Raw genomic sequence first — 11144 nt, 5'->3', positions numbered from 1 at the left:
GTAGATTAAAGCTGCATACAAGGAAGGAATATTCATATGGTTCTAAATAACTTCAAAAATATCGGGAGCTGCTGCGTACTGGCTGCGGGGTTGTTGTTGAGTGGATGGGGAACGACGGTGAAGGCGCAACTATTTACTTTTACAACGCCGACCACAGGCGCGACGGGGGCGGGAAATTCCAAGGATGGGACAAATACAGCAGCACATTTTTATTCTCCCCAAAGTGTGGCTTGCGATGCCAGCGGAAATGTGTACGTGGCGGACTACAATGGACGGGTCATTCGGAAGGTGGAGGTCATTGGCAAGGATTGGGTAGTAACGACAATCGCTGGAACAAACCAAGCCTATGGAACCAAGGATGGAACGAATGCCGAGGCGAGATTTACCGGCCCGACTGGATTGGCCGTGGATGCAAGTGGGAACGTATTTGTGGCAGAAGGGTATGCCAACACGATCCGCAAGTTGTCTCCCATTGGTACAAACTGGATTGTGACGACGATCGCAGGGTTGGCGGGATCCAGTGGTAGCGCTGATGGAACGAACAGTGATGCCCGGTTTTACTTGCCATATGGCAACATGGCTTGCGATACGAATGGGAATCTCTTTGTAACGGATGGGTACGACACCATTCGCCAGTTGAGGCCGGATGGGACAAACTGGGTGGTCACCACGATAGCGGGGGCGGCCGGAATCCACGGCTTTAAAGATGGGACCAATAATGACGCTCTTTTTTACTCTCCAATAGGACTGGCATTGGACAGTGCAGGAAATATGTACGTAGCGGATACGGGGAACAACGCCATCAGAAAGTTAACATTGGAGGGAACGAATTGGGTGGTGACAACCATTGCAGGCTCGACCAATCAGCAAAATGGGAGTCTGGACGGTACAAACAACCAGGCTTTGTTCACGTGGCCCGAAAGCCCGGCGGTGGATAGTGCAGGTAATGTTTATGTCGCCGATTCGTACAACTATACGATTCGGAAAGTGACTGTGGTGGGGACAGATTATGTCGTAAGCACCGTAGGTGGTCGGGCCGGATTTAGTTACCCTTTAGATGGGGTTTCAACCAAAGCAGCATTTGTAAATCCTGTCTCGGTAGCTCTTGATAAGAATGGTAATCTTTACGTTGCGGATCACTCGTATAATACCGTTCGTTGCGGTTGGGTGGAGTCGATGGCATCGCCGACCTTGCAGATAAGCTCTTTGCCGAACAAGGCAGTGTTGAAATGGGAGCCGTGGGCGCCGCGTTATGTGGTGGAGACGAATAGTTCCTTGTTGCCGGGGTCAGCGTGGGGTGTGTTGACGAATGCACCGGGGATTTTGGGCAATCAGTTTGCAGTGACGAATAGTGTGAATGGTGCGCCGGTGTTTTATCGGTTGCATGCGCCGTGATGAGCGGAAGTTGGTGGCATGGGGCCATGGGTTTCGCGAGAGGTGGTGTTGTTACAAAGGCACCGCCTGAAGGCGGGACTCCGAGCCAGGAGGACGCATCATTGGCTCGATCGGTTCCGCTTCGGCGCAGTTACGGTGTTATCAATCGCTGGCCGAAGCGGGATTGTTTTGGGCGTCAGTTACCCAGCCCGATGGGCGTGGGCTAAGATAAAGCCGGTCCTTTGGACCTCCTGGGTAGTCGCGCCAGGGAGAACGGAGAGGTGCGCCAACCCTGGGCTGATACGCTTCGGGGCTTTCAGGGCGAGGAAAGAGGAGGAAGTAAGGGAATTCCAAACAACACGACCATCGATTAGCGTCGGTTGATGCCCAGGGCGGCGATCCGTGAGGTGAGTGTCGTGGGGCGGAGGCCGAGCAAGGCGGCGGCGCCGTCGGGGCCGTAGATTTTTCCGCCGCTCTTTTTTAACGCGGCTTCGATGGCTGGGCGTTGGGATTGGAGCCATTCCTTTTGGGTTGAGGGGACAGCGAGGGTTTCATGGGGCGCGGGGGAAATGGCGGATTCGTTTAGCTGGAAATGCAATGTGCCGCCCCGGGACAAGATGACGGCGCGTTCAATGACGTTTTGGAGTTCTCGAATATTTCCGGGCCAGGAATAGTTCGTCAGAGTTTGCAGGTCGGAAGCAGTCAAGGGCGGCGTGGGAAAATTCATTCTCGCGGCGGCGAGTTTTAGAAAGTGAGTGGCAAGGATCGGGATGTCCTCACGTCGTTCGCGGAGAGGCGGCAGGTCCAGAGGAAAAACGCTGAGGCGGAAGAATAGATCCTGGCGGAAGTGTCCGGCAAGAATCTGTTCCTTCAAATTTCGATTGGTGGCGGCGATGATTCGAACGTTCACCTTGCGGGTGCGGTCTTCACCCAGTCGCTCGAATTCTCCCTCTTGAAGCACGCGCAGCAATTTGCCCTGGAGGGCGAGGGGAATTTCGCCGACTTCATCCAGAAAGAGCGTTCCGCCATCGGCCAACTCGAAGCGTCCGGCGCGATCGCGAACTGCGCCAGTGAAGGCGCCTTTGACGTGGCCGAAGAATTCGCTCTCGAACAATTCATGCGGCACAGAGGCGCAATTTACTTTTACCAGGGTGTGAGTGTTGCGTTTGCTGCGTTCGTGGATGGCGCGGGCGGCCAGTTCCTTGCCGGTCCCGGATTCACCGGTGATTAAAACGTTGGTATCGGTGGGAGCGACCAATTCGATTTGTTGGAAAATGTTTTGGAGCGCGGGACTTAGGCCGACGAAGCCGCCGAAATTTTGCGTTACCTCGCTGCGCAGGTATTCGTTTTCCAGTTCAAGCCGTTCGCGCAGGCGTTCGATTTCCTCGAAGGCGCGGGCGTTGGCGATGGAAACGGCGGCTTGATCGGCGAAGAGTCTGAGCCATTGGAACTGCTGTTGGGAAACCGATTGTCGGCTGAAGATGCCCATGACACCGAGAATTTCTCCTTTAAACACGAGCGGGTGTCCGGCGAAGCCTTTGATCCCTTCCCGCGCGACCCAGTCGGGATGGGCGGTCCAATGGGAATTGGCGACTTCCTGTTCGTCGAGACGCAGGGATTCGCCGCGTTCGGCGATGTGGCCAATCTTGCGTGCACCGACAGGGATGCGGGCGAACTCGCCGTGGAGGTTATTCCAAAGTTGGCCGTCGTTGATCGACCGACCTGCGCTGGCGGCGAGTTGGAGAAAGGTTGATTTCGATGCGGGCTTGTTCTGCGTGGTGACTGGAGGTTTTTCGAGGAGCCAGATTCTGGCAAGGGCGAAGCCGGCTTTCTCTGTCAGACCTGTTACGACGAGGGGGAGAACGGCATCCATGTGGCGTGCCTGACCGACGGCCAAGGAAATGGAAAGCAGCGATTCGAGGTCGACGTTCATGGAAGCAGAATAACGTAGAGCCGTTGGAGTAACAACGTTTCGTCGTTGTTACACGATTTTAAAATGGCTGAGTCATGTGTAAGGTATTGAAAATCAGTGCCGTACTGAATAAAATCGTGATGGCATGGATGCTGCGGTTAAGGGAAATATGGATAAAAACACTCAACTTGCTTCAAATCTTCAGAGCATTGTTATTTGGGGTAGCGCACTGGGCGGGGCGGTCCTGGCGGCGACCTTGCAAGCTTACAGGTTGCCCAGTTCGTTCGAGTTTTCCGGGTACACAATGGCGGCGTCGGCGGTGGGAGGAGTGGTGTTTTGGGCTTATTGGAAATTGTTTTTCGTAAAGCGCCAGTTTCGCGGGTTCAAGTTGCTCCAGTTCCTATTCACGGTGGTCTTAATCGGGGCGGGGCTGGCTGGTGTGCTTTATCCGTTAAGGTTTGTGAGTCGGGAGCAGTTGCCGCAGTTGTTTATAGGGTTGAGCACGGCAGTTTTTGCGCTGTCGGGAGTGGGATTGTTGTTGCGAGGGTGCAAACTGATGTTTGAGGAGGACGAGCGGAATAATGCGGTGGGAAGTGTGGGTGAAACGGATTAAACCCGGAAGTTAGGAGATTGCGCTGTCCTGTTCCGCTTCGGATTGCGGGAGTTGAAAAGCCAGCATCGTGGGCCGAAGCGGGTTCTTTTTTTGGGCAGGTTTCCAGCCCGTTGGGCTTCGCTAAGATAAGGTTGGCCCGTTGGGCCTTGGGGAGAGGCGAACCAGCATGCTTTCGGGGGAAAGGATTTATGTTTGCCTCCAATGGCTGTTTGAGCTTCGGCTTGCCGGTCTTGTGCGCGATAGGGGTGCGCAAGAGCTTTAGTCCGTTTCATGGTTGCGAGAGGGTAATCGTTTTGAAAATATGACAAAATCATATTGACAAAGTATTATATTTAATATACTAAGAACGAGAATACACGCTTAAAATATAATTTATGCACAAGAGATTCCTTTACACGACCTTGATTCGAGATGTAACTGTGAAATACTTCGATTCGTGTCTTGAAAATCGCTGCGAGACGGACGAAGTAACTATCAACTCGGGACTTGAGGGCTTTTCGAGCGGTGCTGAGTGGTCAAATTTTCATACATCTATAGGGGGTTCGGAAGGTATCGGTAGGTATCGGTAGGTATCGGTAGGTTGAAATTTTTACTTTGGAGAGATGATGCGGGTAGAGTTTGACCTTTAAACTTTGTGTTTAGAATCGTATAAAGGGTGGCATGTTGCCGAGTTTGCTATTTAAGGGCGGGCCGATGTTGTGGGTGATTTTATTCGCCAGCGCAGTGGCCATTGCCGTTTTTGTTGAGCGCTTTTTGCATTGTCATCGCGCGCAGATCAATTCCGCGGAGTTTTTGAATGGTGTGCGGACGGTTTTGAAGCGGGAAAATGTGGTGGAAGCGATTTCGATTTGTGATGCGACGCCGGGGCCGGTCGCCAGGCTGGTGAAGACGGCGATTTTGAATCGTGATTACGGTCGCGAGCGGGTGCGGGAGTCGTTGGAAGAGACGGGATTGGCGGAGGTGCCGCGGTTGGAGGAGAAGCTGAATTTGCTGGCGACGTTGGGGCAGTTGGCGCCGTTGCTCGGATTGTTGGGAACGGTGTTGGGGTTTATCAAGGTCTTTCAAAGCATCAATTCCAAAGGTGTGTTTGCCAATGTGCAGGAACTTTCCTCGGGGATTTGGCAGGCGTTGATCTGCATGGCGGCGGGTTTGGCGGTTTCGATTGTGTGTCACGCAGCCTATAATTATCTGGTGAGCCGGGTGAATGCGATTGTGCTGGATATGGAAAAGGCCGCGACCGAGATCGTAAACATAGTCACTGAATCGTCCGCCCAAAACGGCAAATGAAGTTTCCACGCAACGCCAAGATCATGCGGGGCCATCTGGATGTGGCACCGTTTGCGGGAGTTTTTTTCCTGCTCGTGATTTTTCTGCTGTTGACCTCGCTGGTTTATACTCCGGGGGTGCGGGTGGATTTGCCAACGTCCAGCGCTGAGATGGCGGGAGTGGCTGGTCCGACGGTATCGGTAGGTGTGGACAAGAATGGAATTTTTTATTTTGAGAACCAGATCATCGACAAAAGAGAGTTGAAGCAACGGCTGGCGGCAGCAGTGGCGAAATCAGCGCCCGAGGCGTTGACGTTGGTGGTACAGGCGGACAATGCGGTGGATACGGAAACCTGGGTGGGTTTGATGGAATTGGCGAAGGAAGCCGGGATCAAGCAGGCCTTGCAGGAGGTTCTGCCAAGAATTTTCGACAAGCCGATGAAACCGAAAACTCCATGAGGTCCGAGTCAGCTCAATCCAACGGTTGGCCGTCTCGTCAACTATGGGGGATGGTGGTTTTCCTTTTTTTTCTGCAGGTGGGATTGATTTTCTGGTGGGGAGAGAGGAAGTCGCCGACGGTGCGTCGGCCGGAAGGCGGCCTCACAATGGTTTTGGCGCCAGACTCACGGGCGCAAATACCGGGTCTGGAAAATCCCAGGTTGTTCGCACTGCCGAGCCGGGAGGGATTTTCCGGGTTGGCATGGATGAGAAGCGCAGGAATTCCATACGACCTTGACAAGTGGGAGGGGCCAACGAACCTTTTGGCCCTGCCAGCAGAACAACTCGGTAGCCTTTTTAGCACGTTGGTGCGATCCAACTTCAGCCGACCTTTTGATCTTGTGGGCGAGTCCGAACCGGATTTGGACGATGTTTCGCTATTTTCGATTGCTGAGGGGAAATCCAGGTTGCGAGTCGCTGGGGACTTGGTCGGTCGGCCATTGCTTCGGAGCGTGGAACTGAGGTCCCAGACAGGAGCGAGTATTCTGAAAAACTCTGAAGTGCAGGTGAGCGTGGAGCCGGATGGAACTGTTTTTTCTGCCGCGCTGGTTTCCGGGAGTGGTTCCAAGGAGGCAGATTTGTATGCGTTGAATGTGGCCAGAAGCCTATGCTTCGAGCCCACCCGCTCGGATGGATTGAGCAGTTCGGCCAAAATGGAGGGAGTGACTTGGGGGAAATTGATTTTTGAATGGTATACGGTGGCACTGGCGGGCACGAACATCGTCAATGCAGGACCATAATTTATGTCAATCGAGGCCCTCATTTTTGCTTATGTAGTTTCTTTGCTTGCCGCGCTTTCCGGCCTCGCCGTATATTCCGAGCTGCGTCGCAGACGGTTCGGTCCGGCATCGGCCGAAGACCGGATTTTTCGCTGTGAAAACTGCGGATTGGTTTATACCGACGACGTGGATGTGGACCGTTCGCGCTGTTCACAATGCGGCAGGTTGAACGATGCGATAGAGTTTTAAAATCGTGGTTGCGGTGTTTGCAAACTGCTGCAACTTTAGACTCAAAAGCGGGGAGTATTCTCACCGCTCGATTAGACTAATTAAAGACTTATGGGAATGTGGATTGGCCGGAACCGTAAAGCCCGTGTGACCTACGGGTTCGATGAAATCGCGCTCGTACCCGGAGATGTGACGATTAATCCAAACGAGGTGGATACGAGTTTTCTGATTCCTCGCAAGGATGGCAGTCATATCAAACTGAAGATACCGATCATTGCCAGCGCGATGGACGGCGTGACGGATGTGAAGTTTTGCGTCGAGATGGGCAAGTTGGGCGGGCTCGGAGTGATCAACCTTGAAGGGGTCCAAACCCGTTACGAGAATCCTTCGGAAGTCCTGGAGCAGGTGGTCAAGGCGGATAAGGATGAGGTGACGTCCTTGATTCAAAAACTCTATTTGGAGCCGATCAAGGAAGAATTGATTGGTCGTCGGGTGGAGGAACTGAAAAAGGCGGGAGTGCTGGCAGCGGTCAGTTCCATTCCCCAAAAGGCCGAGCGTTTTGCGGCGATTGCCCAGGAAGCGGGTGCGGATATTTTCATTGTGCAGTCCACGGTATCGACCGTGCGTCACGTTTCGACGGAATATAAGTCGCTGGAGTTGGAGAATTTTTGCAAAAGCCTGCGCATCCCGGTAATCATCGGCAATGCCGTTACGTACAACGTAACGTTGGATTTGATGGGTTGCGGAGTGGCTGGCGTGCTGATTGGTGTAGGGCCTGGTGCTGCTTGCACGAGCCGTGGAGTGTTGGGGTTGGGAGTGCCGCAAGTCACGGCGACGGTTGATTGTGCAGCAGCGCGCGATGCCTACCATAAGAAAACCGGCAGGTACATTCCGATCATCACTGATGGTGGTATGAGCAAAGGCGGGGACGTTTGCAAGGCTCTAGCTTGTGGTTCTGATGCGGTCATGGTGGGCAGTGCTTTTGCCCGCGCCAAGGAAGCTCCGGGCAAGGGGAATCATTGGGGCATGGCCACGCCGCACGCCAACTTGCCACGCGGCACGCGCATCAAGGTGGGAGTGACTGGCTCATTGAAACAGATTCTTTTTGGCCCGGCGACGGTGGATGACGGCTCGCAAAATCTTGTGGGGGCTATTACTACTTGTATGGGTAATGTAGGGGCGGCGAGTATTAGAGAGTTTCAGGAAACTGAAATCATTATTGCGCCCAGCATCAAAACGGAGGGCAAGCTATTTCAGACCGTTCAAAGTGTCGGCATGGGTACCCGTTAATAGGAATTTAAACCAAGTTTATGAAGAATCAGAACAGCAGCAACCTTTTGAAGAAATCGTCCCTACTCGCGCTATTTGCTTTCGTGCCACTTCTGGCGCAAGCGCATCATCTTCCGGGCGAGAGCAATGGATTTACGAGCGGAATTAATCATCCGATTCATGGTTTGGATCATATTCTTGCCATGGTGGCGGTAGGGCTTTGGGCGGCTCAGTTAGGTGGAAGGGCCATCTGGATGGTGCCGACCGCATTCATCAGCTTGATGACTTTGGGTGGTGCGCTGGGGATGACGGGCATGCACCTGCTGATGGTGGAAGCGGGGATTATGGCGAGCGTGCTGGTGCTTGGGTTGTTGATTACCGCATCGGCCAGGCTGCCGTTGATCGCAAGCATGGCAATCGTTGGAGTCTTTGCCTTGTTTCATGGTTTTGCGCATGGTGCTGAGATGCCCAGTGCAGCTTCCGGCGTTTCGTACGGACTCGGTTTTGTGGTTGCGACGGCGGCATTGCATGCCTGCGGCCTTGGCTTTGGAATGATGGCGCAGAAGCGAGCAACCACACCGTTCGTACGGTTTGCCGGTGCAGCGATTGCGGTAACGGGCGTCTGTCTCTGGTTGGCATAAGTGAAATCCTTAAAGAAATTTGATCCTCTGTTTCGTTTGAAACAGAGGATTTTTTGTTGTTGCAACGCAGGATTCCACTTTGTGAAAAGTTTGTAATGAAGGAAGACTTGCTTTCTTCCAGTCAATTTCATTCAGTTAACCAGCTTGAATCGTTGGTTTGTAATTATTGCAGTTGTCGTAGTTGGACTGGCAGGTTGTGTCCGTTTTCAGCCACACCCGATTTCGCCGTCTGAAACCGCGGCGAAGCTCGAGTCCCGTTCATTGAACGATACGGGTTTCAAAGCATTCCTCGAAAAGAATCTTCAGAAAAAGTTCGCCGATTGGCCGGCAGCAAACTGGGATTTTGAGACCCTTACCCTGGCAGCTCTCTATTACCATCCGAGCCTGGACGTGGCACGAGCGCAATGGGATTTGGCGCGGGGCGGAGAGGTGACGGCTGCAGAGCGGCCCAATCCGACCCTCAGTGCGGTGCCGGGATATGATTTCAGTGCCACTTCGCCAGCAAATCCATGGATACCAGCGGTGAGCTTTGATCTGCCGATTGAAACGATGGGCAAACGCCGATATCGCAAGACGCAGGCGGCGCAACTTTCCGAATCAGCGCGTTTAAATATTGCGACCGCTGCCTGGCAGGTGAGGATCAATTTGCGTTCGGCTTTGATTGATTACACGACCTCGCGTCAACGGGAGGGTTGGTTGCAACGGCAATTGGAAATTCAGGAGCGGGTGATTAAACTGTTGCAACAACGATTGGAAGCCGGGGCTCTTGCCAGTTCCGAGCTTACCCTGGTGCGAATAGCCGCGCAAAAAATACGTTTGGATTTGCTCACGACCCAGACGTCCAGGGCTGATGCACGCGCGCGAGTTGCGGAAGCGATTGGAATCCCGGTGTCACAATTGGAAGGAATGGATTTTTCCTATGATCCCGGTGCCCGACTGCCTGCTGCGAGTGAATTGGTGACGGAGGCGATTCGGCGTCAGGCGCTGCAGGGCCGTGCGGATGTGCTGGCGATTCTCGCAGAGTATGAATCCAGCCAATCTGCGCTGCAACTTCAGATTGCCAAACAGTATCCCGACGTTCATTTGGGACCCGGGTATCAATTTGATCAGGCTGACAATAAGTTTTCTTTTGCGATCACGGCCGAGTTGCCAATCCTGAATCAGAATCAAGGGCCCATCGCCGAGGCGGAAGCCAAACGCCTGGAGGTTGCAGCCCGTTTCATGGCGCTCCAGAGCAAAGTGATTGCCGAAATAGACCGCAGCCTGGCGGTGTATCGAACCACGAGCGCACAAATCGGTGGGCTTGATGCTCTGGCCGCAGAGCAGAAAAGACAGAGTCAATCTGTGGAGGCTCAGGTGAACGTTGGGGTGGCTGATCAACTGGATCTGGCAAACGCGCGATTGGATTTGGCAACCAGCGAACTGGTGCAGTTGGATACGCGGATAAAGTTATACCAGGCTTTGGGTGCTGTAGAAGATGCATTGCAACGTCCAATTGATTCCATAAAGCCGGGATTGATCGAGCAATCACCGCGCCGACAGGCGATGAAGGAGAACAAACCGTGAGACAATTCTTTTTATCCACTCTTATTTTTGCGGCCTGTGCCGGCGGACTGGTGATGACCAAGGCGCATGCAGCGGATGAGCCGGCCAAGGACGCGAAGAAGCCCGCGGAAGCTCCAACCAAAGGAGAAAAGAAGCCGGCTGAAACCGCAGCAAAGGATGAGAAAAATCCGGCCGAGGAATCAAGGGTCAAGACCGATGCAAATGGCAATACTGTCATCGCTGTGGATGACGAGACACAGAAACGTATCGGCCTGAAAGTGGAACCTCTAACAGCAACCGAACTGACCCCTGAAGTGAAGGGGTACGGCAGCGTGGTTGATCCCTCTCCTTTGACTGTTGCAATAAATGATCTGGCCACCGCAGAGGCGGCTTACAATGCTTCCAGCAAAGAACTGGAACGGCTTAAAACTTTAAAGGAACAAGGCAACGCGTCGGATCGAGTACTTCAAGCTGCTGAGGCGGCAGCGGTTCGTGATCAGCTTTTGATTCAGTCGGCGAAGGATCGTCTGACATTAGCATGGGGGAAGGCAATTGCAGAACAAAAGGATTTGCCGGAGTTCGTGAAGTTGCTCACCTCGCTTGATTCGGCCCTGGTGCGGATCAATCTGGCGGGAGGAGAGAATTTGGATTCAAATCCCACAAGCGCTCGCATTTTAAAACTTTCAGGGAATCCAATTGAGGCACAATTTCTTTCGATTGCCACCACAGTAGACCCACAGACACAGGGACAAGGATTTATTTTCATTGTTAAGAATAATGAGGCCAGACTGCGGCCGGGCGAAGCGGTTACCGGGTATTTGAAGGTAGCCGGGGAGCCAATCAAAGGGATGGTAATACCGCGCGAGGCGATTGTTCGTTCCGAGGGAAAAGGCTGGGCCTACGTCCAGACGGGTGAGACGGTTTTTACCCGTAGGGAAGTGCCTTTGGATCATCTGATCGAGAAAGGTTGGTTTGTAACCGAAGGATTTGCACCGAACGACCGTCTCGTCGTGGCTGCCGCGCAGGCGTTGCTCTCAGAAGAGCGTAAGGGCTTGATCAAAGCCGACTAATAGAAGTTCC

The 11144-nt window shown here is 53.3% G+C and carries 11 protein-coding genes; 10 read left to right on the top strand and 1 reads right to left on the bottom strand.

Translation table 11 applies throughout. The features are described from left to right. The first annotated feature begins 36 nt into the window (after window positions 1-36). Window positions 37-1395 carry an NHL repeat-containing protein gene (locus CFLAV_RS25780; protein ID WP_007417817.1) on the top strand — a complete coding sequence of 453 codons (1359 nt, stop codon included), beginning with the start codon at window positions 37-39 and terminating at the stop codon, window positions 1393-1395. Between the two features lie 349 nt (window positions 1396-1744). On the opposite strand, the gene CFLAV_RS25770 is transcribed toward CFLAV_RS25780, so the two are convergent. Continuing rightward, on the bottom strand, window positions 1745-3307 hold the full coding sequence (locus CFLAV_RS25770) for a sigma-54-dependent Fis family transcriptional regulator (RefSeq protein ID WP_007417816.1): 1563 nt from the start codon (window positions 3305-3307) through the stop codon (window positions 1745-1747). A gap of 148 nt (window positions 3308-3455) precedes the next feature. On the opposite strand from CFLAV_RS25770, the gene CFLAV_RS25765 reads away from it, so the two are divergent. From CFLAV_RS25765 to CFLAV_RS25720, 9 genes are all read left to right on the top strand, one after another. Further along, window positions 3456-3899, top strand: coding sequence for a hypothetical protein (locus tag CFLAV_RS25765; RefSeq protein ID WP_150107596.1), 444 nt, complete (start codon window positions 3456-3458; stop codon window positions 3897-3899). Between the two features lie 660 nt (window positions 3900-4559). Beyond that, window positions 4560-5186, top strand: a complete 627-nt coding sequence (locus CFLAV_RS25755) for a MotA/TolQ/ExbB proton channel family protein (RefSeq protein ID WP_007417813.1) — start codon at window positions 4560-4562, stop codon at window positions 5184-5186. After that, the gene (locus CFLAV_RS33185) at window positions 5183-5623 is read left to right on the top strand and encodes an ExbD/TolR family protein (RefSeq protein WP_007417812.1); all 441 of its coding nucleotides are present in this window, start codon (window positions 5183-5185) and stop codon (window positions 5621-5623) included. The genes CFLAV_RS25755 and CFLAV_RS33185 overlap by 4 nt, the downstream gene beginning before the upstream one ends. Continuing rightward, window positions 5620-6402 (top strand): energy transducer TonB, encoded by a 783-nt coding sequence (locus tag CFLAV_RS25745; RefSeq protein ID WP_150107595.1) that lies wholly within the window; start codon window positions 5620-5622, stop codon window positions 6400-6402. Before CFLAV_RS33185 ends, CFLAV_RS25745 begins: the two co-directional genes overlap by 4 nt. Window positions 6403-6405: 3 nt before the next feature. Continuing rightward, window positions 6406-6630 (top strand): SprT family zinc-dependent metalloprotease, encoded by a 225-nt coding sequence (locus tag CFLAV_RS25740; RefSeq protein WP_007417810.1) that lies wholly within the window; start codon window positions 6406-6408, stop codon window positions 6628-6630. Window positions 6631-6720: 90 nt separating this feature from the next. Continuing rightward, window positions 6721-7899, top strand: coding sequence for a GuaB3 family IMP dehydrogenase-related protein (locus CFLAV_RS25735; protein WP_007417809.1), 1179 nt, complete (start codon window positions 6721-6723; stop codon window positions 7897-7899). Between the two features lie 20 nt (window positions 7900-7919). Next, complete coding sequence (locus tag CFLAV_RS25730) at window positions 7920-8519, top strand: HupE/UreJ family protein (RefSeq protein WP_007417808.1); 600 nt, start codon at window positions 7920-7922, stop codon at window positions 8517-8519. Between the two features lie 144 nt (window positions 8520-8663). Next, window positions 8664-10085, top strand: a complete 1422-nt coding sequence (locus tag CFLAV_RS25725) for a TolC family protein (RefSeq protein WP_007417807.1) — start codon at window positions 8664-8666, stop codon at window positions 10083-10085. Next, window positions 10082-11134: an efflux RND transporter periplasmic adaptor subunit gene (locus tag CFLAV_RS25720; RefSeq protein WP_007417806.1), complete on the top strand. Its 1053-nt coding sequence runs from the start codon at window positions 10082-10084 to the stop codon at window positions 11132-11134. Before CFLAV_RS25725 ends, CFLAV_RS25720 begins: the two co-directional genes overlap by 4 nt. Window positions 11135-11144: the final 10 nt, after the last annotated feature.

Origin of the sequence: Pedosphaera parvula Ellin514, from assembly GCF_000172555.1 — a bacterium.
Classification (GTDB): Bacteria; Verrucomicrobiota; Verrucomicrobiia; order Limisphaerales; family Pedosphaeraceae; genus Pedosphaera.
This window is presented reverse-complemented; position numbering and strand designations above follow the sequence as displayed.

Excerpts from the sequence above, each read along its gene's own strand:
- CFLAV_RS25780 (WP_007417817.1), top strand. The coding sequence starts at position 37 with ATGGTTCTAAATAACTTCAAAAATATCGGGAGCTGCTGCGTACTGGCT.
- CFLAV_RS25770 (WP_007417816.1), bottom strand. The coding sequence starts at position 3,307 with ATGAACGTCGACCTCGAATCGCTGCTTTCCATTTCCTTGGCCGTCGGT.
- CFLAV_RS25765 (WP_150107596.1), top strand. The coding sequence starts at position 3,456 with ATGGATAAAAACACTCAACTTGCTTCAAATCTTCAGAGCATTGTTATT.
- CFLAV_RS25755 (WP_007417813.1), top strand. The coding sequence starts at position 4,560 with ATGTTGCCGAGTTTGCTATTTAAGGGCGGGCCGATGTTGTGGGTGATT.
- CFLAV_RS33185 (WP_007417812.1), top strand. The coding sequence starts at position 5,183 with ATGAAGTTTCCACGCAACGCCAAGATCATGCGGGGCCATCTGGATGTG.
- CFLAV_RS25745 (WP_150107595.1), top strand. The coding sequence starts at position 5,620 with ATGAGGTCCGAGTCAGCTCAATCCAACGGTTGGCCGTCTCGTCAACTA.
- CFLAV_RS25740 (WP_007417810.1), top strand. The coding sequence starts at position 6,406 with ATGTCAATCGAGGCCCTCATTTTTGCTTATGTAGTTTCTTTGCTTGCC.
- CFLAV_RS25735 (WP_007417809.1), top strand. The coding sequence starts at position 6,721 with ATGGGAATGTGGATTGGCCGGAACCGTAAAGCCCGTGTGACCTACGGG.
- CFLAV_RS25730 (WP_007417808.1), top strand. The coding sequence starts at position 7,920 with ATGAAGAATCAGAACAGCAGCAACCTTTTGAAGAAATCGTCCCTACTC.